At 29.1% G+C, this 22,565-nt stretch carries 22 protein-coding genes, 1 other RNA gene and 1 riboswitch; of the genes, 8 read left to right on the top strand and 15 right to left on the bottom strand.

The window, feature by feature from the left end:
• Nucleotides 1–64: 64 nt before the first annotated feature.
• Entirely contained in the window at nucleotides 65–478 is a 414-nt protein-coding gene (locus G6N05_RS02560) for a DUF6691 family protein (RefSeq protein WP_166124994.1), read from the bottom strand.
• 2 nt (nucleotides 479–480) lie between these two features.
• A complete protein-coding gene (locus tag G6N05_RS02555; RefSeq protein WP_166124993.1) occupies nucleotides 481–1,047 on the bottom strand; it encodes a YeeE/YedE family protein in 567 nt (188 codons plus the stop codon).
• Between the two features lie 143 nt (nucleotides 1,048–1,190).
• Here G6N05_RS02555 and G6N05_RS02550 point away from each other — a divergent pair, with 143 nt between their 5' ends.
• From G6N05_RS02550 to G6N05_RS02535, 4 genes are all read left to right on the top strand, one after another.
• Nucleotides 1,191–1,667 (top strand): DUF4199 domain-containing protein, encoded by a 477-nt coding sequence (locus tag G6N05_RS02550; protein WP_166124992.1) that lies wholly within the window; start codon nucleotides 1,191–1,193, stop codon nucleotides 1,665–1,667.
• 7 nt (nucleotides 1,668–1,674) lie between these two features.
• On the top strand, nucleotides 1,675–2,124 hold the full coding sequence (locus tag G6N05_RS02545; protein ID WP_166124991.1) for a 2-dehydro-3-deoxyphosphooctonate aldolase: 450 nt from the start codon (nucleotides 1,675–1,677) through the stop codon (nucleotides 2,122–2,124).
• Between the two features lie 71 nt (nucleotides 2,125–2,195).
• Nucleotides 2,196–3,014 (top strand): 3-deoxy-8-phosphooctulonate synthase, encoded by an 819-nt coding sequence (kdsA, locus tag G6N05_RS02540; RefSeq protein ID WP_166124990.1) that lies wholly within the window; start codon nucleotides 2,196–2,198, stop codon nucleotides 3,012–3,014.
• 25 nt (nucleotides 3,015–3,039) lie between these two features.
• Entirely contained in the window at nucleotides 3,040–3,915 is an 876-nt protein-coding gene (locus tag G6N05_RS02535) for a hypothetical protein (protein ID WP_166124989.1), read from the top strand.
• 38 nt (nucleotides 3,916–3,953) lie between these two features.
• Here the strand turns inward: G6N05_RS02535 and G6N05_RS02530 are convergent, their stop codons facing one another.
• Nucleotides 3,954–4,313: a DUF1801 domain-containing protein gene (locus G6N05_RS02530; RefSeq protein ID WP_166124988.1), complete on the bottom strand. Its 360-nt coding sequence runs from the start codon at nucleotides 4,311–4,313 to the stop codon at nucleotides 3,954–3,956.
• 86 nt (nucleotides 4,314–4,399) lie between these two features.
• Here G6N05_RS02530 and G6N05_RS02525 point away from each other — a divergent pair, with 86 nt between their 5' ends.
• The 3 genes from G6N05_RS02525 to creD all read left to right on the top strand — a co-directional run bounded on the left by G6N05_RS02525 (nucleotide 4,400) and on the right by creD (nucleotide 6,742).
• Entirely contained in the window at nucleotides 4,400–5,026 is a 627-nt protein-coding gene (locus G6N05_RS02525; protein WP_166124987.1) for a hypothetical protein, read from the top strand.
• A 27-nt stretch (nucleotides 5,027–5,053) separates the two neighbouring features.
• Entirely contained in the window at nucleotides 5,054–5,350 is a 297-nt protein-coding gene (locus tag G6N05_RS02520) for a winged helix-turn-helix domain-containing protein (RefSeq protein WP_166124986.1), read from the top strand.
• Between the two features lie 96 nt (nucleotides 5,351–5,446).
• Nucleotides 5,447–6,742 (top strand): cell envelope integrity protein CreD, encoded by a 1,296-nt coding sequence (creD, locus tag G6N05_RS02515; RefSeq protein ID WP_394351448.1) that lies wholly within the window; start codon nucleotides 5,447–5,449, stop codon nucleotides 6,740–6,742.
• Between the two features lie 68 nt (nucleotides 6,743–6,810).
• On the opposite strand, the gene G6N05_RS02510 is transcribed toward creD, so the two are convergent.
• From G6N05_RS02510 to G6N05_RS02490, 5 genes are all read right to left on the bottom strand, one after another.
• Complete coding sequence (locus G6N05_RS02510; RefSeq protein ID WP_166124984.1) at nucleotides 6,811–8,124, bottom strand: Na+/H+ antiporter NhaC family protein; 1,314 nt, start codon at nucleotides 8,122–8,124, stop codon at nucleotides 6,811–6,813.
• A gap of 65 nt (nucleotides 8,125–8,189) precedes the next feature.
• Nucleotides 8,190–8,284: riboswitch (SAM-I-IV-variant riboswitch) on the bottom strand.
• A 148-nt stretch (nucleotides 8,285–8,432) separates the two neighbouring features.
• The gene (locus tag G6N05_RS02505) at nucleotides 8,433–10,205 is read right to left on the bottom strand and encodes a sugar MFS transporter (protein ID WP_166124983.1); all 1,773 of its coding nucleotides are present in this window, start codon (nucleotides 10,203–10,205) and stop codon (nucleotides 8,433–8,435) included.
• A gap of 158 nt (nucleotides 10,206–10,363) precedes the next feature.
• Nucleotides 10,364–10,816, bottom strand: a complete 453-nt coding sequence (locus tag G6N05_RS02500; RefSeq protein WP_166124982.1) for an RES family NAD+ phosphorylase — start codon at nucleotides 10,814–10,816, stop codon at nucleotides 10,364–10,366.
• Between the two features lie 3 nt (nucleotides 10,817–10,819).
• Entirely contained in the window at nucleotides 10,820–11,278 is a 459-nt protein-coding gene (locus G6N05_RS02495; RefSeq protein WP_166124981.1) for an MbcA/ParS/Xre antitoxin family protein, read from the bottom strand.
• A gap of 102 nt (nucleotides 11,279–11,380) precedes the next feature.
• Nucleotides 11,381–12,586: an NAD(P)-dependent oxidoreductase gene (locus tag G6N05_RS02490; protein WP_166124980.1), complete on the bottom strand. Its 1,206-nt coding sequence runs from the start codon at nucleotides 12,584–12,586 to the stop codon at nucleotides 11,381–11,383.
• Between the two features lie 305 nt (nucleotides 12,587–12,891).
• Here G6N05_RS02490 and ssrA point away from each other — a divergent pair.
• Nucleotides 12,892–13,292: a transfer-messenger RNA gene (gene ssrA / locus G6N05_RS02485) on the top strand.
• Between the two features lie 113 nt (nucleotides 13,293–13,405).
• Here ssrA and G6N05_RS02480 read toward each other — a convergent pair.
• From G6N05_RS02480 to G6N05_RS02450, 7 genes are all read right to left on the bottom strand, one after another.
• Nucleotides 13,406–14,059, bottom strand: a complete 654-nt coding sequence (locus G6N05_RS02480; RefSeq protein ID WP_166124979.1) for a nucleotidyl transferase AbiEii/AbiGii toxin family protein — start codon at nucleotides 14,057–14,059, stop codon at nucleotides 13,406–13,408.
• Nucleotides 14,060–14,063: 4 nt separating this feature from the next.
• Nucleotides 14,064–14,552 (bottom strand): helix-turn-helix transcriptional regulator, encoded by a 489-nt coding sequence (locus G6N05_RS02475; protein ID WP_166124978.1) that lies wholly within the window; start codon nucleotides 14,550–14,552, stop codon nucleotides 14,064–14,066.
• Between the two features lie 243 nt (nucleotides 14,553–14,795).
• Complete coding sequence (locus tag G6N05_RS02470) at nucleotides 14,796–15,083, bottom strand: helix-turn-helix domain-containing protein (RefSeq protein WP_166124977.1); 288 nt, start codon at nucleotides 15,081–15,083, stop codon at nucleotides 14,796–14,798.
• 369 nt (nucleotides 15,084–15,452) lie between these two features.
• Nucleotides 15,453–16,670 (bottom strand): McrC family protein, encoded by a 1,218-nt coding sequence (locus tag G6N05_RS02465; RefSeq protein ID WP_166124976.1) that lies wholly within the window; start codon nucleotides 16,668–16,670, stop codon nucleotides 15,453–15,455.
• Nucleotides 16,663–19,500, bottom strand: a complete 2,838-nt coding sequence (locus G6N05_RS15520; protein WP_187002991.1) for an AAA family ATPase — start codon at nucleotides 19,498–19,500, stop codon at nucleotides 16,663–16,665. Before G6N05_RS15520 ends, G6N05_RS02465 begins: the two co-directional genes overlap by 8 nt.
• Before the next feature lie 19 nt (nucleotides 19,501–19,519).
• The gene (locus G6N05_RS02455; RefSeq protein ID WP_166124975.1) at nucleotides 19,520–20,902 is read right to left on the bottom strand and encodes a protein NO VEIN domain-containing protein; all 1,383 of its coding nucleotides are present in this window, start codon (nucleotides 20,900–20,902) and stop codon (nucleotides 19,520–19,522) included.
• 72 nt (nucleotides 20,903–20,974) lie between these two features.
• Entirely contained in the window at nucleotides 20,975–22,558 is a 1,584-nt protein-coding gene (locus G6N05_RS02450; RefSeq protein ID WP_166124974.1) for a coiled-coil domain-containing protein, read from the bottom strand.
• Between the last annotated feature and the right edge of the window lie 7 nt (nucleotides 22,559–22,565).

Below are 22,565 nucleotides of genomic sequence, written 5' to 3'. Positions count from 1 at the left end.
TAATAACATAAAATTACGAAAATAGCACAGATAAAAAACTGATAATTATCACTTTAACAAAATATTAATGCGGCAATTTATTTTTCAAAATTCCGTAAATATATGTGCCTAGTAAAGCACCAAGCAATACTACACAAATAGATAAAACGCCATTTCCAATTAAAATAAAAATGGGCCCAGGACAACTTCCTACTAATCCCCAACCTAAGCCGAACATAGTTCCACCAATTATATATCTTGAATACGAGAAATCTTTATCTTGAATATCAATTTCTGCACCTTTAAATCCTTGAATGTCTTTTTTCTTAATGAAAACAATTCCACAAACACCAACAAAAATGGCTGTTCCAATAATACCATACATATGAAAACTTTGAAACATAAACATTTCATAGATTCTATACCAAGAAACGGCTTCTGCTTTTGTTAATACAATTCCGAAAACTACACCAACTATAAAAAACTTTATTAACTTCATAATTACGAACCAAAAATTAACGGAATTAAAAAATGAGCAGAAATTAATCCGCCAAGAAAAAAACCAACTACAGCAATAAGCGATGGAATTTGTAAATTACTTAATCCAGAAATGGCATGACCAGAAGTACAACCACCTGCATAAGGCGTTCCAAAACCAATTAAAAATCCACCAATTAATAAGATAAAAAATCCTTTAATTGTGAATAAATTTTCTAAACTAAATAAGGCATCTGGACCTAATTTTCCATTTGGAGCATCAATATTTAATTGTCTTAAATTTTCAATTGTTTTCGGATTAATTTGAAGAATATCGGGAGAATCCATCAAAAAATAAGAGGCAATAAAACCTCCTACAACAGCACCTAATGCAATAGATAAATTCCATTTTTGTGCTCTCCAATCAAAGTCAAAATATTCGATTTTCTTTTTAGCAAATGTCATACTACAGATATTCCTTAAGTTAGATGACATTCCAAAAGTTTTACCAAAATAGGTTAACACTAACATAATAAGTCCGATTAAAAAACCAGAAACTGCCCAGTGCCAAGTACCTTGAATTACTTCCATATATTGTTAAATATTATTTTTCGAATTAGTATATTTGTTCTCGATTTCACATGTTTCTGCAAAGGTAACACATGTATCGTATTTTTTAACCATAAGTGTTTGCTTACGCAGACTTTTTAATAGAGATTTCAAAGATACAAAAAATGAGTAAATTTAAAATAGAATTTAAATGGGCAATATACTACACTTTTTTAGGAATTATGTGGTTTCAGCTGGAAAAGTATTTAGGTTTTCACGATAAAAACATTGCCAACCAACCCGTTTTTACCAATTTAATCTACATTTTCATTTTCGGGATTTATATTCTTTTTTTAATAGATAAGAAAAAGAACTATTTTAACGGTATTATGACTTGGCAACAAGGTTTAATTTCTGGTTTAGTTCTATCGGTTTTAGCGATGATATTAGCACCATTTTCCATATATTTCAAATTAAAATATGTCAACCCAAACTTTTTCGAACAAATGATTCATGCTTCTACAGCAAGAGGAATTAAGTTAGAAAATGCAGTTACGGTTTTTAATATGAAAGCTTACATCACTTTAGGAGTAGTAGATTGCTTATCCTTTGGTATAATATTTGCAGCTTTGGCTTCAGCACTAGTAAAAACTAAAAAATAATTTCATTATGCACAAAATAGTTGTTTTAAGCTTTCTTGTCTTATTTACTTCATGTATAAGCACAAAAAACACCATTCAAAATATTGATGACACAGCAGTTTTACCCAAAATTGTTGGCGCTCAATTTATTTTAACAGAAACTGCCACAGATTCAAAATATGGTTACAGTGAATTTTACCCAGTGAATTTAGGGTTTTCTAAATTTGAAAATAGTAATAATTTAAATATAAATCGCTTTTTTAGTGCCATTGCTGGACCAAATGGCGAAAAAGTCACTTATAAACTATTAGAAACCTGTTGTCCTTTTCCAAGTAAAAATAATAAAATGGGAGCTGGAACTTTAGATTTATACGAAATTTACTTTGATGGAAATCTAACGGATAAGAAAATTTACATCAATACATTTGAAAAAGGAAAAGTAATTTGTCCGAAAGGATTTTCAATAAAAAAACTTTAAACTTCTAACAACTAAACATATAACTTTAATTACCTTTGCACCAGAATTAAAAATACACTAAACTACTCCACATGAACTTAGATAATATTCCACAAATAAAACATTTAAACAGCGGTAACTTTTTCGTATTAGCTGGACCTTGCGCCATTGAAGGTGAAGAAATGGCTTTACGAATTGCAGAAAAATTAGTTACAATTACAGATAATTTACAAATTCCTTTTGTTTTTAAAGGAAGTTTCAAAAAAGCAAATCGCTCTCGTGTAGATAGTTTTACTGGTATTGGCGATGAAAAAGCTTTAAAAATATTAGAAAAAGTTTCTAAACAATTTGGTGTTCCAACGGTTACAGATATTCATACAAATGAAGATGCTGTAATGGCAGCAGAATACGTTGATATATTACAAATTCCAGCCTTTTTAGTTCGTCAAACAGATTTAGTTGTAGCAGCTGCAAATACTGGTAAAACCGTGAACTTGAAAAAAGGACAATTTATGAGTCCGGAAAGCATGAAACACGCCGCTCAAAAAGTAAAAGATTGTGGAAACGATAATTTTATGATTACTGATAGAGGAACAATGTTTGGTTACCAAGATATGATTGTAGATTTCAGAGGCATTCCTACTATGAAAGAATTTGGAACAACTGTTTTAGATGTAACACATTCTTTACAACAACCGAATCAAACTAGCGGTGTTACTGGCGGAAGACCAGATATGATTGAGACTATCGCTAAAGCAGGAATTGTAACAGGTGTTGACGGAATTTTCATCGAAACACATTTTGATCCAGCAAACGCAAAAAGCGATGGTGCTAATATGTTACATTTAGATTACTTCGAAGGTTTAATGACAAAATTAGTTGCCATCAGACAAACCATAAATAAATTTTAAGAATAAAATAGTACCTAATTCCCAAATGAAAAAATTCTTAACACTTGTTGTAGCATTAGTTTCTATAACAAGTTTCGCACAAACAGAAAACCAAGTTGATTTACCTATAACTAAAGAAAAATACACTGCTCATAATAAAGGTAAATTTTATATTTATTGGGGTGGAAACAGAGATAATTACGCAAAATCAGACATTCATTTTACAGGTGAAAACTATGATTTTACCTTATATGATGTAACCGCACAAGACAGACCAAAAGGTTGGCATGTAGATTATATTAACCCTACTAGAATGACGATTCCTCAAACGAATCTTAGAATCGGATATTTTATCAATGACCATTATAATATTTCTATTGGATATGACCATATGAAATATATTATGGATAATGATGTTAGAGTAAAATATAGCGGATATTATCCACAAGAAGGAGAAATTTCAGGTACAACAGGAAACACATTTGGCGAACATGCAACCGCAGATGAAATTACCTTAACGCCAGATTTTTTAACCTTTGAACATACAGATGGTTTAAATTATGTAAATACAGAAATTAATAGATTTGATGACATTTCACATTTATTGAGACTTCCAAATACAGATAAATTTCAAATAAACTTAACCGAAGGTATTGGTGCTGGATTTTTATTCCCAAGAACAAATGCAAAAGTTTTTAATAAAGAAAGATACGATGAATTTAATGTTGCCGGCTATGGAATTTCTGCAAAAGCTGGTTTAAATTTCACTTTCTTTAAATATTTCTTTATTCAAACAGAAATTAAAGGTGGTTATTTAAATATGAATAATATTAGAACCAGCTATAATCCATCTGACAAAGCCGAGCAAGAAATATGGTTTTTACAAAAAATAATAACTGTAGGTGGAATTTTCAAACTTTAATTCTTCAAACATAAAATATAGAAAAACGTGATAAATTCTTATCGCGTTTTTTTATACAACAGCATTGCTTCTTGGATGACTTCCCTTAAAACTTTATCAGGAATTGTTTCTAAATCAAAATAACGTAACGATTTAATTTGCGTTCGCCCTTCTGAATTTAAATAGTTGATATGATTAGTTAATTGATTACCATAAAAAAATGCAACGTCAACAAATTTCTTTTTATGACTGGCATTAATATAACAAAAAGGTTTTTTTCCAACATAATAAACCGGAATATTCCATTTGAATAGCATTACAACTTCTGGAAATTCTAGTTCGATTACATCACAAACGTAATATATAACATCCTGATAATGTTTAGGTTGATTTAAAATATATAATTCTGAAGGTTTCATTTAAAAATTCATTTAATCAAAAATAGTCAAAAAAAGTTGTCCATTTAAAATTAAATCATTTACTTTGTATTTCAAAGCACTTTAAAATGGAAGATAAAAATTATTTAAACGACTTAAAAGAAATTAAAGAAATGATGAGTAAAAGTTCTCAGTTTATTTCTTTAAGTGGTTTGTCTGGTGTGTTAGCGGGTTTTTATGCTTTAGTTGGCGCGTATCTTGCCTACAAAACTATTTACTTTGATACTTCAACTTCAGGAAATTATGCGAATTTGATAATTTCAGAATATGCGGTAACTAAGTTGTTTCTAATTGCTGCTATTGTTTTGGTTTTATCTATTTCAACAGGAATACTTTTAAGCATTAAGAAAGCTAAAGAAAGTAATGATAAAATTTGGAATGCTACTTCAAAACGTTTGGTTATTAATTTTATGATTCCTCTTGCAGTTGGAGGTTATATGGGTTTGTATTTAATTGAAAAAGAAAATTTTAGTTTACTAACACCACTAACTTTAATATTTTATGGATTAGCGTGTGTGAACGCAAGTAAATATACATTAGGTGATGTAAGATATTTAGGTTTAACAATGATATTATTAGGAATTATAAATACATTTTTTGTTGGTTTCGGATTACTTTTTGGTGCTTTAGGCTTTGGTGTTTGTCATATTTTCTATGGCGGAATGATGTGGTTTAAATATGAGAGAAATAATTAAACTATAATCAAGTTCTAAATACGAAAAATGAAAAACATCATCCAAAACATCAACAAAGCGTTTGACCACAGAATACGACTAGGAATTATGTCGGTTTTGATGGTTAATGAATCTGTGGATTTTAATACGATGAAAGAATTTTTAGGTGCAACAGACGGAAACTTAGCCAGTCATATTAAAGCATTAGAAGCTGATGAATTTATTTCAGTCGAAAAACAATTTATCGGTAAAAAACCAAATACAAAATACAGCATTACTCCTATTGGTAAAAAAGCCTTTCAGGATCATATTGCGGCGTTAGAAAAATTATTACATCAGAAATAACGCTATTTTTTTATTCATTAACTTTGAAAAACAAAGTACTTTAATACATGAAAATCAAACAATAAACAAATAACCAAAACAAGTAAAACTATGGAAATCAACATCAAATCACCAGATCAAACAGAAAACAAATCGTTTTTTCAATCATCAACCGCAAAAATGATGATGGTTGGAATACTAACTTTAGTTTTGTTAATTCCGCTGTTCTTCGTACAAGATTTAATTACAGAACGAAGCATCCGACAAAAAGAAGTGGTTTCAGAAACGACTTCAAAATGGGGTGGCGGGATTTATGTATACGGACCAATTTTAAAAATTCCGTATAAAAATCCAATCTCAGGAAAATCAAATTTTGCATATTTCTTTCCAGAAGAATTGAATAATTCTGTAACGGCAACTATGGAAAAACCTTTAGAACGAGGCATTTTTAAATCGAATGTATTTTCAACTAAGATGAATTTCACAGGTTCTTATTCGCAACCTAATTTTCAAATTCGAAATATTCCGGATGCGAATGTGTATTGGAATCAAGCGAAAATTATAATTAGAACCACCAATTTAAAAAGTTTGAAAGATGAAGTGAAGATAAAATTTGGCAACCAAAGTTTTAAATTCGAACCAGGAAATTCCGAAAATAATGATAGCATTCAAACTTTAGAATCTACTACATTCGATTATAAATCGATTGCCAATTCGAGTCCTTTCAGTTTCGATATAGCTTTCAATGGAAGTAAACAAATTAAAATTGTTCCTATCGGAAAAACAACAGATTCTAAAATGACATCCGATTGGAATTCACCAAATTTTAATGGTAACTTCTCTCCTACTTCACGTGAAATTACGGCTGACGGATTTAAAGCTAATTGGAAAATTTTACATTTCAACAGACCTTTTGCACAACAGTATTTTGAAAACTTACCAGAATTATCAAACTATGCTTTTGCCACAGATTTCATCACGACAGTTGACGAATACCAACAAAACGAACGTGCAAGTAAATATGGATTTTTAGTAATTGGATTAACGTTTTTAATCTTCTTTTTAATTCAATCCATAAGTAAAATCAACATTCATATTTTTCAGTATTCTATGATTGGAATTGCTTTGATTATGTTCTACACGTTATTGATTTCAATTACCGAACACAGTAGCTTTTCGTTGGCATACATTATTGCTGCCATTGCCGTAATTGCACTGATTTCCTTGTATTCGATATCGATCTTGAAGAATAAGAAATTCCCAACCTTTATTGCTATTTCATTAAGTGTGTTGTATTCGTTTATCTTCGTCATTATTCAATTAGAAGATTATGCTTTATTAGTCGGAAGTATTGGTTTATTTGCAATCTTAGCAGCCGTAATGTACTTTTCAAGAAAGATAGATTGGAAGTAAATTGAAAACATAAAAAAACTCCGATAGGTTTTAAATTCTATCGGAGTTTTAAATTCTAATTTCAGAAATTATTTAATATATTTAACAATCCACTTATCCCAAAATTTGGTATAAATGGCTAAAATTGTAACTAAAAATAAAAAGAAATAATACCAAGCGTTAGACACTAAATCTATCCAACTTAACGCTCCTTTTGAAAAACTAATGATTAATAAAACCTGAGCACCGTAAGGTAATAAACCTTGAAAAATACAAGAAAAAATATCTAAAATGGTTGCTGTTTTTTTAGCATTAAGTCCAAATTCATCGTTAATTTCTTTAGCGATTCCACCTGTTACTACAATCGAAACCGTATTATTAGCTATAGCCACATTTACTAAACTAACAAGTGCACCAATACCCATTTGTGCAGAACGTTTTGTTTTTACACGTTTTTTAATCTGATGTAATAAAAAGGCAATACCACCTGCTTTTTCAACCAAAGTAGCCAAACCACCAGTTAACATCGACAACAGAAATATATCTGTCATACTTGTAAATCCTTGATAAATGGCTTTAGAAAAAGTTAATATTGTAAAATCACCAATCGTAAATCCTAAAATACCAGCTGCAACAATTCCAATAATTAAAGTAACGAAAACATTTATACCGATGACAGCTAACACAATTACTAAAATATAAGGCAGAATAGAAATCAGTTGATAACTACTACCAGCTTGTACAGGAATTTGACTGCCACCATAGCCTAAAAATAGTAAAACCAAAAGCGTTAATATAGCCGCCGGTAAAGCAATTAATAAGTTAATTTTAAACTTATCTTTCATCTGACATTCTAACGACTGAGTAGCTGCAATAGTAGTATCAGAAATCATAGATAAATTATCGCCAAACATGGCACCACCTAATAATGCACCACCAATTAATGGCAAAGAAGCTCCCGATTTATCTGCCAACGAAATAGCAATAGGACCTAAAGCAACAATACAACCTACGGAAGTTCCCGTAGCAGTAGATAAAAAAGAGGCAATAACAAAAATCCCTAAAGGAAAAAAAGAAGAATTAATATTTTCTATTCCTAAATTTACAACGGCATCAACACCTCCAGTTACAGAGGTTACAGTCGCAAAAGCGCCAGCCAAAAGATAAATCAAACACATGGTGATAATTTTGGAATCGCCACAACCTGCAATCAATTGATCTACTTTTTCATCTGTACTATTTTTAAATAAAATAAAAGCGGCAATAATTCCTAACGTTACAGCCACAGAAGAAGGCAAAGCATAAAAATCATTAAATAAAATTCCACTTCCTAAAAAAGTGAAAATAAAAACTGCCAAAGGCAACAAAGCATAAAGACTGCCTTGATTTTGATTTGAATTCATAAAATATTATTTTCTATTAAAATTATTTCACACGAATAATTCATCAAAAAACAATAAAAATGAGAGTAAACAACATTTTTTCCAAATAAATTGGCTTATCGTTTTAGCACCTTGCTTGTTGTTGCAGGTTGCTATCTTTGAAAGATTCGTGATAACGGGTGCAAAATTAGGTTAAAAAAAAAATCTAAAAAATATTTTTGAAAAACTTAACTTAATTTTAAAGATTGTTAATGATATAAACAGGATATCTAAAAAAAAACTCCGTAAATCTAAAAGACTAACGGAGTTTATATGAATATATATTGAAATTAATGGCTTCCTTCAACTTCAATTGCATCTACATCAATGTTTTGTTTTTTCAAAATTCCTTTAACCAAAATGGCAAATAAAGTTAAATAAGCAAAACAAACAACAGCTACAATATACGATTGGTGAATCCCAATGATATCAGATAATTTTCCTTGAATTGGAGGAATAATTCCACCACCTAAAATCATCATCACTAAAAAAGCAGAACCTTGAGACGTATATTTTCCTAAACCAATAATTGATAAACTAAAAATAGCTGGCCACATAATACTACATGCTAATCCACCCGCTAAAAAGGCATAAATAGCAACTGTTCCGGTTGAAAACAAACCTATTAACATAGCGATAATTCCAAAGCTTCCGAAAATCATTAAAGTTCTTGCTGGTTTATCTTTACTCAAGAAGAAAGCAATAATTTGAACAAAAATACAAACAACATAATAGTATAGTGGTTTCATATCCTTTCCAGAAATGATATTTACACCTAAAATTACTGCGAAAGCAATTAATGGAACAATGATTAAAGCGATTGTTTTTTTAGATCCTTGTAAATTAAAAACAGAAATAGCTCCAGCCCAACGACCAATCATTAATCCACCCCAATACATAGAAATATAGGGCGCAATATCAGAAGACTGCATACTTCCGAATTCTTGTAATTTTAATAATTCTCCTAAATTACTTCCGATTGCCACTTCTACTCCAACATAAACGAAAATGGCTAACATTCCCAAAACCAATTGCGGATATTGCATCGCTCCCCAACCGTTTACATTTTTCTTAGCTGATAAATAGGAATATAAAATTCCGCCTAAAACTACTAATAATGCTCCTGAAAGCCATAACATACGAGATTGTTCTAAAGGAACTTTTAAGGCTGAAACTTCAGCTTCTTTTTGACTTATAGCGGCATTATGATTTATCAAACCTTCTTCTGTGAATCTAGCCACTTTTAAAGTTTCTTTGGCCTGATCAATTTCTTTATTCAAAGTTACTATTTTCAAAGCTTCAACACTTTTATAACTTTGGAAAATTGGAGTAAACATTGCACCTAATAGAACCGTCATAATTACCAAAGTTCTTAAAGCTTTATTGGCTTTTTCCATTGGTTCTGTAGCAATTCCAGCAGGAACTTTTTTCGAAAAATAAAATAATGCTGCTGAGCCAACAAACAACAAACCAACAACTACATACAAAATTACTACTTTATCTAAAGGCAAACTTTTAATCTGTTCATCTGAAACGGCTTTGGCACTTCCAAATAAAGCGAATGCTACTAAAATCGGACCTATAGTTGTTCCTAATGAATTAATTCCACCACCTAAATTGACTCTACTCGCACCTGTTTTTGGATTACCTAATAAAATCGCAAACGGATTTGCAGCAGTTTGTTGTAAGGAGAATCCTAAAGCCACAATAAATAATCCTACTAACATTCCGGCATAAACACTTGCTTCAACAGCTACAATCATAGCGCCTGCACCTAAAGCAGAAAATAACAAACCGTAAACAATACTTTTCTTGTATCCCCAAGTTCCTACAATATCTTTTCCTGAGCTATTTCCCATGGCAAAAAGCAATAAAGCACCAATATAATAGGCCGTATAAAATGCAAAATCAATTAATTGCGATTGAAATTGATCTAAGGAGAAAAAGTTTTTACAAAATGGGATAAAAATACTGTTACCAGCAGCAATAAATCCCCAAAAGAAGAACACTGTAATTAGTGTATATAAAGCTGGATAATTAGTTTGTTTGTTTTCTAAATTCATAAGTAGTAGTTTATAGTTTTAAATTTTAGTTGGATGCTAAATAACAAAATAATATGACAAAAATTTATAAAATTGAAGTTTAATTTTTAAGGAAATGTCCAATATTGTGTTTTTATATAGTTTCTAATTGCTTCAAATAATAAAAATGACGTTTAATACTATTTTGTTAATCGTTTATCGAAGGCGAATTCTTGAATGGTAAATTTAATTTTCTTAAAATCGGGATGATTTGGATTAATTAACACATTTCTTTCCTTTGGAATAATGGCTGACGGAACAAACAAAATGGCAGATTGCTGATTTCTTATCCAAGAATCGCCTATGACTCTACAAACTAGATGTCCATTCTCCGTTGCATTATCCCATTCTTTTGGTAAATCTTTTGCATTAATTTCCAAAGTTTTTATGGTATTTGGAAACGTAATCGTTAGTAAACTATAATCTGCATCGCTACCAAAACCATTTCTGTGCACCAAGTTTTCCAAACACGCTAACGAACAATTTTCGGCTGCATAAATGACAAATAAACCTGTAGAATTCCATCTTGCGGCATAACCCGAAGCCGTTAAACTATTCGCCCATTTCGTATGAACAATTCTAAAAACCTCCATAAATTATGCGGTTGCCCCGAATTCTATTCGTTTTAATTCTTCGTATATTAAATGAATACCCGTTGAAGTATTTAAAAATTGAGCCGGTTTATTGTTATTAAAAAAAGGATTTTCTTTATCTAACCATTGATTAAAAACTGTTGAATTACCAAAAACAACATTCCCTAATTCATATAAAGTGCTTAATTCTATGGCTAATTCTGCAATTCTTGAAGGGATTTTAGTTTCATTATTTTTATACTTAATGAATGTTTTTGGTGTAATTTCAAAAATATTTTCTGAAAGAATTTTTATGGTTAAACCAGTAATAGCAATCACTTTAGTAAATAATTCTTTTGAGTTTTGAGCAATATTATCTAATACATTATTTTTAATAAATGATGAAGGCAAATAAATAGCCATGGGTTCAGAAGCCATATTTAAGGTATCTTCTTGAACAATATAATTTTTATCTTTTTTCATAATATGTATTTTTACATCTAACAATAAGCAAATTTACATATATATTTTGAAGTTTTAAAATTTATTGCTAAAAAAAAATCCCAATTACTTGGGATTTTAAAATTATTCTTTACCATCTAAATAGTCTTGCAAATAAGCAAAACGAGGTGTGAGTTTTCCGTTTTCAGTAATTTTAGCTCGAGCTAAAACACCTGTTGCATCATTATTAAAGAAAGCCGGTATTACATGTTCTAAAAACATTTCTCCAAAGCCTTCGCTGGCGTCTTTTGGTAATTCACAAGGCAAATTATCTACAGCCATTACTACGATAGCACTTGGATGAAACATATCAGCTTCCTTGTGTTCGCTAGGTAAATAACCATAATTTGGTTCTGCAATTGTACTTGCTCTTAAGGTACAAGCAATTGGTCCATCAATATCACAAGAAATATCTGCCACAACTTTTATTTTACATTTTGGAGAAGCCAACATTTCTTTCGATAAAATTACAGGCGCACCATTTCCATAAAAATGTCCAGCCATAAAAATATCTGAAACTTCTGCAAAACGTTCAAAATTTGAATTATAATTTTGTGGATTAGCATAAAAATCTTTCTTATCGAAAGCAGAACCATCTTTATGAATGTTGTAATCTTTTACATCAATCATTGTATAAACTGGATAAGTATAAGTAGTTGACAAATAATCTTCAACCGATACTTCCTTTACTTTCATACCGTCCAACATTTCTTTCGCGCCCATAGCTACTTTACCTTTACCAGATAAAACAATTTTAATTGGTGGCAAGAATGGTTTTTTAAGTTGCGTAATTAACGCTTCTTGATTGGGAAGGTTTTCTGCTTTTGGTAAATTAAAAATTTCGTATTTTAAACCGAAAGCTCTAAATCCGTTGTAAGCTCCAACAATACCTGCGTAACGACCAAAACCAATTAATCGGGTATTGTTTTCATTAACAATCGTTTCGTGATCATATAATTCGATATTTTTATCGATACATGCTTTAAGTAATTTTCTATTATAAGCTTGTTTTTTTATAGTATGAGAAAAGAAAAAATATTTTTTATTTGGAATTAAAGCATCAACTGGAACTTCTTTTACTCCAAGCAAAACATCACAATCGGAGATGTCTTCTGAAACTTCAAAGCCTTTTTCTGTATATTCTAAATCTGAAAAAACTCTTATATCTGATGCTTCCACTTTAATTTCAGCATCTGGGAATTGATTTTTAAAATCCAAAAGCTCTGTTGGAGAGAAAACAACTCTACGATCTGGTGGATTTTTTCTTTCTTTAATTATTCCGAACTTCATTTTTTAAACATTATTTATTCAATAGTTTACAAATATAACAAATTAACAATTAAAATTAAAGATCACCATCACTTTATAAATATTCATACAGCAGAATAATCAATCTTATTGTTTTTTAAGTTATTCATTGATATTTACATATTTTTTTAACATTTTTATTAAAACTCTATAAAAAAATTTAAAAATAATAAGGTTAATAAAACAAATTTAATTAAATCGTCGTTTCCTTTCAAATATTATGAAATTTAGTATCTTTGGCATTGAATTTGTGGAATAGCGTTTGTTGAAAAACTATTTTTCAAAATGGGGTCGACTGGTTTTGACAGCGAGTGGCACTGAAAAGTAAGCATGTCGAGCATTGTATTTTTGGCTCGTAAATATCAATTATACACACTTTTTAAACGGCGAAAATACTTACGCTTTAGCTGCATAATCCGAATTATAGTACGATAATGCCATGTCCCAACCAGGTTGGGAAGCTGGATTTCTCTCAAAAGCCTTGGTTTGTGGCGGTTGATCAAGAGGAATGGTAAAAATAAACCTAGGAACGGTAAAACTTTAAATCCGCTCTGACACTGATAAAGTTAAGCATCGAGTGGCTGTTTTTGGCCGGGCTAGTTGTCGAAAATTTAAACAAAAACTAAACATGTAGAAAGCTCTTTGATGGCTTGTTTGGACGAGAGTTCGATTCTCTCCGACTCCACAATTAACACTGATTTTCAGTGTTTTACAAAATTTACACCCAATTTTACACCCAGTTATGTAAAATTGGGTGTTTTTTGTTTTAGTGCATTTATTTAATTTTTAGAGTTCTAAAACTTAATTATTGCTTTTAAATTTCACAATAATTTCTTCTATATCTTCTTTTATGAATTCCCAATATTTGCCTTTGAAACAAATAGGATTGAATTCATCATCTGCTAAACTAAAATCAGTAAAGTTTTGAATAATCAAATCTCTATCGTGAGAGTATGGATATCTTTGCTCGTGTAACTCTAACATTTGGGTTAAACTATAATTTTCAAATAGTTCATGTAAATCCCAAAAATCTTTTTTGCGACCACCTCTTTGAACTACATCTAACTTCATAGCAATGATTTCTTCAATCGTAGCCATTCTAATAGTATCTTCTAAACAATAAGGTTGAATGAATTTATCTGTGTAAAAAATATCTAACTTTAAGGTATTGTCTTTATCCTCCCCTACTAAATAGGATTTACCCATTCCTGGAATAATATTTGAAAGATGGTCTAAATATTTGAAATTAGATTCTAAATACTTCTCAATGGCTTCAAAATCAATTTCACCATAATCCACATCACTAAAAAGGTCAATATCTATTGACTCTCTATGCCCGATTTGTAAACTCAATGAAGTACCTCCAACTAATCTAAAGTTTTCAAACTCTTTAGCTGCCATTAATTGAAGTAAACCTTCTTTTAATAAATCATTTACGGTTTTGTAGTAAAGCATTATTCTATTTATTTTTATAGATAGTATATGGTTTTCCTGTTGAAGTATAAAGCGCAATGTTTATTTTATCAGCACCATAAAAATGAATTAATTCTTGTTTTTCCGTTTCATTTCCTCGTTCAAAAATTCTTCTGATAACAGCTTTATAATGCTTATCCCAATCAATCATAGTTATATCGGTATCCCAAAATAATGATTTTCGTATTAAAGATAAATTAGGTGTACTGCCTTCTCTTTTGTGTTTTTCTTCATTTATATCAAAATAGGTTTGAAGTATTGCTAAAGTTCCTTCTTCTAAACCAAGTCTTTCTTCAATCTTAAGTGCTAAAGCTGTATTCAATTTACGCTTACCTTTGGTAATTGCATTAAGTGTTTGTGGATGTTCTCCTATGGACAGAGCAAAAGGACGCTGTTGAAGCGCTCTTTTTTTAAATTCTCGCTCCAAAATAATTCCTGGGTGAATCCCTTTGTATTTTTCTAAATAGATATTCATAGTACAAATGTAAACAAATTTGTTTACATATTGCGAAAATATTGCCAGAGTTTTTATTAAATAGGAATTTGATTACTGATCAGTAATTCAAATAAATTTTCAATTTTAAGTTCAATATTTTTCATATGTTCAGAACTTCAACATCACAGAAAACTCTGTAAAATACTAATTTTACAAGTTTTTTTATTTATGGTTGCCGTTTTTGTTGCCGTTTTGTTTTGTATAAAAAGATATAACTTTTACTTATAAAAGCTCGATATCTTGAAGTTTTCGACCTAAAATATCATCAGCAGCTAACTTTAAAAAGTCATCTTGAAGTCCTAATACTCTCAAAACATTAAAATAGGCTCCCATTGCTACACCAGGATTTCCAGATTCTATTAAGTACAAAGTAGATCGAGAAATATTAGCACGCTCAGAAACTTGTAAAGTAGTTAATTTTCTTCTTTTACGAGCCAATTTTATATTTTCACCTAATTTTTCAAGGAGTAAATTGTACTTAGGGAAAATAATTTGCTTTTTAGTATTCATACAAAAATGATTGTTATTCTACATGAAATTAGTCTTTTTGTTTTAAATAACAATCATTTTTGAAAGTTAAACATTAATAAAGTAATGTATTTATATATAAATCTTAAGTTTTTTGCTCAAAAAACTTAACAAAACAATTAATAGATAATCAAAAAAAAATTTCGACTATTAAAAAAAATGGATTAGTATTCTAAATAAAGAATATTATTTTGCGAAAAAAATATTAACCTTAATTATTTACTAACCTCTGTATCTATTAGTGAAACAAAAAAGTTTGACTATTTAATAATTATTATTTGTCACAAATTTGGTAAGTATTTGTGACAAAATATAATCTTTATGAATGTAAAGGACAAATACAACTCTACACTAAATCAACTTTTGAAAAATTGATTTACTAATAATACTTGCATCTATTAATACAGCATTTTCAAGTATTTTAACAAAACCTAATTTACATTTTTTTTCCAGTCCATTATAATGGAATTTACCAAACTTGGTATCTTCTTGATTTACTTTCGGATATAACAACATACTTTTTTCTGCTTCCCAATGAAGATTATAAGTAAACATTTGCTTTAAATCATCATCAGAGGGTTTTTTAACATCAATAATTTTCCATTTTGTATCAATAACAAAATTTTCATTATTATCGTTTGTAATTACAATATCAGGTCTTATGGTTTTATATTCCCAAAATTTATCAGAATTTTGAAAACTTACTGAAAAACCAACTGGTTTATGTTTTTGTAGTATTCTATAAATGTATTCTTCCCATAACTTATTCATGTCAAATAACAAGGTTAGCATATTGTCATTACCTGAATTTAAATTAGGTGAATAATTTAAAATAATCATTTTAGCAATATCTAAAGCTCTGCTGTAAGAAACCGAATTTCTATTTAATATTACTATATCAAAATGGCTTTTATTAATATTAACTTCTTGATAATCTTGAAACTGAAATAATAATCTGTTTAATTTATCTTTAAATTCATTATTTAGTAAATCCTTTAAAATGATTAATCCTTTGAATAATATTTGATGAATTAAATGGTCTTTGTCATAAACTTGATGCTCACAATAAAAACGTTCTTTATGAATTAAGTTTTTTTGAATGTTATGTGTAAAAACAAGTTTACCTTTTAAAGCTAATTGATTACTTTGAACTCTTCTATATTTTTTAATTAATCCTTTCTTTATTAGAATTTCAATTTCATTAAGATACATTTCAAAATAAATGTCCAGGATCGAATTATATTTTTTCTTCAGATTGGTTTCGGAAACATTATCGATATTAATGTGTTTACAAACTTTAAGCATCTGAAGTAATACACTTTGCCACGTTCCTTTTTCAGGATTATCATTATTATCAGCTTTTGGAAGAATTTCTATAGTTAAACCACCGATTTGAATTACTCCAACATAGCTATTAAATAATATTCCATTATGAATAATTGTAAAATATTTGTTTTCATTTTTTTCATTAAAACGCACCATTGCATCAAAATGATTTTTAGAAAAACCAAATTCTCCAATTTTTAATTTTTTGTATTCAAATACTTGTATAAGTTTCGTGTTACTCATAAATTGAAGTAAATGTTTTAGCAGTCCAATTAGCAAACGATGTGAATTCGTATACGATTTTATCTGTAAAATTACTTATATCGTTCTCTTCACCATATTTAAAATTACTAGGGAATTTCGGTTTAGTATCTTTGTGCTTTATAAATTCGCCACCGATAACCAATCCAATTTTACCAAAGTCGCCAAAGAAATACTCTTCTAACAATGGAATAATACTATCTTTAAATACTAATTTTAATTCATCAAAAGAATTTGTATTTATAAGGAATGAATGTCCTATTTGATGGTCTTTATCAATTAGAAGCTCTATTCTTTCGTTAATGATTGTTAGTATTGAAATTAAATTAATTTCATTTCTTTCAGAATCAGTAATTATTCCTTTTGAAATATGTTCAGTAAGTAATAAATTAGGCTTTGAAGGCATTTCAATGAATGAGAATCTTCTTCTTAAAGCAGTATCTAATGCTTCTACACTTCGGTCGGCAGTGTTCATTGTACCAATAATATATAAATTATCAGGTACAGAAAATTTATCATTCGAATAGGGTAAATCTACTACTAAAGCTTCTTTATTTGGCTTTAAAACTCCTTTTCTTTTATCTTTTTCAAGTAGTGTAATTAATTCTCCGAAAATAGAAGATACATTACCTCTATTGATTTCATCAATAACTAAAACATATTTTTTTGGTTCTTCAATTTTAGTTTCTTTTTTGAAGTTTTCATTAAAAGCTTCAATTTTAACATCATCATTATAAAACTGATATATAGTTTGCTGTGATATTTCTTTACGTACAAAAATATCAGTTGTAGAATTCATATTAGTAGCTAACCATTTTACTGTTCTAAATTGATAATTATCAATCTCTTTCGTGTCATCATAGAAATAATCACTTTCTATAATTCCAATTGCATCAATAATTTTATTTCCTTTAGATATAACTACTATATCACCAATTTTCATTTTTTGGAAAGTATAAACGGCTTGAATTACATATTTTGTTTCCTCAACTAAATCTGGAAAATCTTTTTTAAATGTATCGCGAAATAATTTCCAATCCTTAATTTTATTTAATTCGGTAAAATCTTTATCTCCACCCCAACCAAGAAAAATTAAATTATTTTTAATGCTCCAATTGTGTTTTTCTAATCGGTGTTTTCCACCTAAACTCATTTTATAGAAATCTTTATTTTGAAAATCAACGTTATCTACAACTTCAACTTTAGCAGTTACACCTTCAGCAAGTTGACACATTTTTTTAAAGATTCCATTCTTGATTTCGTACTCAATTGATGCTTCTTTTTTTTCTTTTTCATCATCTTCATCACTTTCATCATCCGACTTTAAAACAGGCTTTATACCTTCAACAAAATCCTCATAACTTATACTTTGGTGAAAAGTTGTAAAATTGATTTGCTCTGCTTTAAACAATTTTTCATATCTATCAGTAATGAAGTCTCTATCCTTATCATCATAACTAATTCCATCAATAATTTCAACGGCTAACTTTTTAGTTGTATAAGTTTTTCCTGTTCCAGGTGCACCAAATAGAATTTGATTTAAAGGCTGTTTCATAACTTCTTGATTTGTAATTGCTCTGTAAAAAATGGTTTTAATATCTTCAATTCTGTCATTACCAATATATGGTTCAATTTGAAAAAAATTAATTGGGCCTGGATTTGCATTTAATTCAGGACAAAATTCTTCAAATTTTTTATCCCAATCAATTTTAAATTTATAAATATTTCCAGAAACTGATGTGTTTATTATTGTCCCTATATTTCTGATACATAAATGTCCGCTTTTTGCATATCTTATTGCTATTTTATAACCTATCTTAAATTTATTTAAGTATGATTCATACACATTTATTTTCCCTTCACTACTCCAATATCCGCTTGATATGAGTTCCTTAAGTTCATTATCACTATCTACACTTACTAAAGCATATTTTATATTTAAATCAATTCCTGTATCAATTTTTATTTGGTCAATAGTAAAATAATAATATTGTTCTACATTATAATTAAATTTATTTGATGTATCATCATAGGCGGGATAATTGTAAACCTCATGCAATTCAGTACATTCATAAATTGATTTATGATAATTTTCAACCATTAAATTGTTTTGTGATAATTCATCTAATTCATCCGCAATTTCAATACTTAAATTATTTAATTTTAACCAATTAATAAATAACTGCTTTCTCTTATTCATAACTAAAATTTCTTTTTTATTTCCATCTTCGTATTGTCGCCAAAGATTATGTGCGAATTCAAAATAGTCTTCATCATCTTTTTTCAAGCTTAATAAATTCTTTTGGAATATAGAGATAGAAGTTTTTTTAATAAAATCAAATCCATTATTAATTGAAAGGAATTTTAACGCTTCATATTTGAAAATATTTAAAACTTTATAATTACTATACAAAAAAGCAATTTTCCATTTGTAAGCTGGACCTAAATCTATTTTATCAATTTTTTCAATGTCGTTTTTAGTTGCTGCATCAATAATTTCTAAAATAATATTTTTAATTGTTTGAAAAGCAATTTCTTTGGTTTCACCATATTTTATAAACCAAGCATAAATACCGTCAGTTCTTCTATTATCAGCATCTACGACTTTACTAATATCACTTCTTTTGTAAACACCAAATTTATAAGCAGAACCACCCCAAATACTTCCTAAATCGGTAGTTCTACTTTCTAACCAGTAACAAAAAGAATCTTCTTTATTAAGATTTGTGTATTGCTCAAGAGTCATTTGTTTTACTTTTTCTACACTCCAAATAGAAAGGAACTCTTCTTTTAATTTATATAAATTTTCCATTAAATATTTTTGACTAAAATCATTTATTTATTTGAAACAATATTCTATCAGCTTTAACTTTTCTATTTACACTTGAACATGGAATTAATTTTCCGTCGCCCATATCAACTAATAAGTCTTCAATTCTGATTATCTCTGGATTAGCTGCATTAATTTCAGAAACAAAATACAGTCTGTAATTATTACGATTTTGAAGATAAAACTGCCATTCATTTTTAGTAAGAAAAAATTCTTTTGAATTATTAATACTACCTTTACATTCTATGTAATAATTAATTCCACTAACTGTTACTTCAAAATCATATGGTTTACTCTGCTCATTTAATTCATTAAGCCAATTTACCTTTTCCCAATTATTTGTTTTAAAAATAGAATTTAAGAATTGCTCACATTGGTAACCAATTTTCTTATTTAATTCTTCATCTTCATTTGAAACAAATTCATCTTCTATATTCAACTTATCTTTACGTAAATAGCTTATTTCTTTAACTAAGCTTTGCATTTGAGTTTCTATTAATCCTAATGACTTAGTATTAAATTCTACTTGCTCTGCTATAGATTCTACATTAATATTATCATCAATTTTACTTTTTTTGTCAGAACTTTGATTCTCATTTTTAAATGAAACATTGTTACTTATAGCTTCCAATTTTTTGTCATATTCATCATCTCTTATTGTCAACGGAATTATATGCTCAACATATAAATCTTTTTGATTTAAATTATTATACCATTTTAAACCATTAGTAATAATAGATGCATTTAGACTGAATAATAAACTTTCAAATTTTTCTTCACTATAATTTACTAAATCAATATTTACATAAAATCCATTTGTTTTTTCTGCTAAGTTTTTAGATTTTTTTTGTGACTCTTCATCTTGGTCAATCCCTATGAAATAAACCGTACACTTTTTTTTGCATATATCAATTTGTCTCAAAATTTCTTCATCAAAGTTTATCTTATCATTTGCATCCCCATCACTCAAAACAATTATATTAAAATCATCTTTGTTTTTTTGATGTAAAATCATTGAAATTGCCCAAAACAAAGGAGTACCTCCTGATTTTGGGTTCTCGATTTTTTCAATTTCATTTTTTATTATTTCAAAATTATATTTACCAGAAAAGCATGAATAGTTTTTGGGAACTTCCAATACTTTATTGTTAACTATTATTTTTTGACCTTCAGAATCCAAAGTTGCTTCTTGTCTGAAGGAATTAATTTCTAAATTTTCTACAAATGATAATTTAGGTATAATACTATTAATTAATATTTTTTTTACTAATTGTGTACGAGTAGATCCATCAGGAAGAAGATATTTATTTTCATGCTCAACTCCAGCCCTTTCCATAAATCCCATACTCCCAGAGGCATCAATTAAAATATTAATGTTTTTCATAAACTAATTTATTTTTCATTCTTTTACTTATGTGAGAAGTTTTACTTTAATCTCTCTAAAAACCAATTTTCATCAATCCCATTCTTTCCAAGTTCCACTTTTAATAATCTCAATTCCGCTTCTGTATCGTAAAAGAGTCTCTCTTCCATTTTCATAATTGTCAAATACTCTCCATAATTCAAGTATGGTTTTAATTCTGGGTGACAATTCGTCTTGTTGTAATATATCTCTTTGGCTAATTCTCTCAGCAATTTGTTTGTTAATTCCTTCGAATTCAGCTCGAATTCTTCCTTCTTCTTCGTTTTGAATTTCTCTAAATCCGCTAATTTTTGATTCCAAATCTTGTCTTTTTCCTTCAAAACTTTGTTCAACTTCACTTCTTCTTTGTTCAAAATCTCCTGGAATGGAAGATTCTTCTCCAATAGAAACGTCAATTTCTCTCTCTTGTTTTGCAAATCTTCCTTCTTCAGTTTCAATATGGATTCTTTCGAGTTCAAGTTCTCTTTTTCTTCCTTCAAAATCTCTTCTAATTCCGTCCTCAGTTCCTCCAATGCCTTCTCTGAAGTCGATATCTCTGTTAATTGAAAAGATCTTTCCGTTAATTTCGCTTCTCTTTCTAGTATATCTTTCTTCCAAATCAGTTTTCTCAGTTTGAAATTTTCGATTTCTTTCTTCAAATCCTGTTCTGCTTCCTCTAAGTTCTGAATCGATTTCTCTTTCAATTCCTGTTTGTATATCTGCCAGTCTTGTTCGCTCTCCTTTTGTAGCGTTCTCAATTCTTGATATTTCCTGTTTAAATTGGAATTCAATTCTTCTGTAATGTTCAGATTCCAAGCATCTTTTAATTGACCGTATAAGGTTAGCAACTTGTGCTGCTCTGCAGAAGTAAGATTCTTCAAAAAGCTTTCTTTGCTCTTCATCAATTGGTGGTATTCCTTCTGTATTTCCTTCGAAAACTGGAATGTATTCGGCGTTGGATTCGTTTTCATTATACGTCCATTTTACTTTTGATGCTTTACTTATTTCTTTTTCTAATTCAACTTCGTTTAGTTTAGGGACTATTATTTGAACTGTATTTATCCCTAAACGCTGTAATTTATTCAACTTAACTACATCTGGTTTGTGAGTGACAATAAACTCAATAAATAAAATGGGCTTATCATCCACATCATAAAATACTGCATCTGGTCGAATAGATAAATAGCGTTCATCTACTTTGGTGTTTTTACCACTATGAATTACACCATTTTCATCCTCAAAAAAAGTTACTTCTCTATCAACTCTGTGTGCATAAATTGTTTGCTTTTCTTCAATTAAATAAGGAAAACCTTCAACGCCTTTAGGCGGATATTTATAAACCGCTGGAACTGTAATCATTTTAACTCGCATAAAATAATTATATGCTAGCTTTTCTCTGTACACTCTACTGCTATTTACACACTCAACTTTGGAAGTATCTAAATCTTTAACATGATGTCTAAAATAAGATTGATAATGCGCTATTTTCCTTTTGACTGCTTGCATTTCTTTACCACAACCCATACAATAATAACCCTTTGCGCCGCTTTCGGCTTGGGATATGTGTATTGGATTTCCTTCTAGGTTTTTTGCCCAGTCGTTGTCTTGCTCTGTGTTTTTTTGATTTTTGTAATTCAACTTTAAT

The sequence above is a fragment of the Flavobacterium bernardetii genome (assembly GCF_011305415.1).
Taxonomy (GTDB): domain Bacteria; phylum Bacteroidota; class Bacteroidia; order Flavobacteriales; family Flavobacteriaceae; genus Flavobacterium; species Flavobacterium bernardetii.
This window is presented reverse-complemented; position numbering and strand designations above follow the sequence as displayed.

Excerpts from the sequence above, each read along its gene's own strand:
- G6N05_RS02560 (WP_166124994.1), bottom strand. The coding sequence starts at position 478 with ATGAAGTTAATAAAGTTTTTTATAGTTGGTGTAGTTTTCGGAATTGTA.
- G6N05_RS02555 (WP_166124993.1), bottom strand. The coding sequence starts at position 1,047 with ATGGAAGTAATTCAAGGTACTTGGCACTGGGCAGTTTCTGGTTTTTTA.
- G6N05_RS02550 (WP_166124992.1), top strand. The coding sequence starts at position 1,191 with ATGAGTAAATTTAAAATAGAATTTAAATGGGCAATATACTACACTTTT.
- G6N05_RS02545 (WP_166124991.1), top strand. The coding sequence starts at position 1,675 with ATGCACAAAATAGTTGTTTTAAGCTTTCTTGTCTTATTTACTTCATGT.
- kdsA (WP_166124990.1), top strand. The coding sequence starts at position 2,196 with ATGAACTTAGATAATATTCCACAAATAAAACATTTAAACAGCGGTAAC.
- G6N05_RS02535 (WP_166124989.1), top strand. The coding sequence starts at position 3,040 with ATGAAAAAATTCTTAACACTTGTTGTAGCATTAGTTTCTATAACAAGT.
- G6N05_RS02530 (WP_166124988.1), bottom strand. The coding sequence starts at position 4,313 with ATGAAACCTTCAGAATTATATATTTTAAATCAACCTAAACATTATCAG.
- G6N05_RS02525 (WP_166124987.1), top strand. The coding sequence starts at position 4,400 with ATGGAAGATAAAAATTATTTAAACGACTTAAAAGAAATTAAAGAAATG.
- G6N05_RS02520 (WP_166124986.1), top strand. The coding sequence starts at position 5,054 with ATGAAAAACATCATCCAAAACATCAACAAAGCGTTTGACCACAGAATA.
- G6N05_RS02510 (WP_166124984.1), bottom strand. The coding sequence starts at position 8,124 with ATGAATTCAAATCAAAATCAAGGCAGTCTTTATGCTTTGTTGCCTTTG.
- G6N05_RS02505 (WP_166124983.1), bottom strand. The coding sequence starts at position 10,205 with ATGAATTTAGAAAACAAACAAACTAATTATCCAGCTTTATATACACTA.
- G6N05_RS02500 (WP_166124982.1), bottom strand. The coding sequence starts at position 10,816 with ATGGAGGTTTTTAGAATTGTTCATACGAAATGGGCGAATAGTTTAACG.
- G6N05_RS02495 (WP_166124981.1), bottom strand. The coding sequence starts at position 11,278 with ATGAAAAAAGATAAAAATTATATTGTTCAAGAAGATACCTTAAATATG.
- G6N05_RS02490 (WP_166124980.1), bottom strand. The coding sequence starts at position 12,586 with ATGAAGTTCGGAATAATTAAAGAAAGAAAAAATCCACCAGATCGTAGA.
- G6N05_RS02480 (WP_166124979.1), bottom strand. The coding sequence starts at position 14,059 with ATGCTTTACTACAAAACCGTAAATGATTTATTAAAAGAAGGTTTACTT.
- G6N05_RS02475 (WP_166124978.1), bottom strand. The coding sequence starts at position 14,552 with ATGAATATCTATTTAGAAAAATACAAAGGGATTCACCCAGGAATTATT.
- G6N05_RS02470 (WP_166124977.1), bottom strand. The coding sequence starts at position 15,083 with ATGAATACTAAAAAGCAAATTATTTTCCCTAAGTACAATTTACTCCTT.
- G6N05_RS02465 (WP_166124976.1), bottom strand. The coding sequence starts at position 16,670 with ATGAGTAACACGAAACTTATACAAGTATTTGAATACAAAAAATTAAAA.
- G6N05_RS15520 (WP_187002991.1), bottom strand. The coding sequence starts at position 19,500 with ATGGAAAATTTATATAAATTAAAAGAAGAGTTCCTTTCTATTTGGAGT.
- G6N05_RS02455 (WP_166124975.1), bottom strand. The coding sequence starts at position 20,902 with ATGAAAAACATTAATATTTTAATTGATGCCTCTGGGAGTATGGGATTT.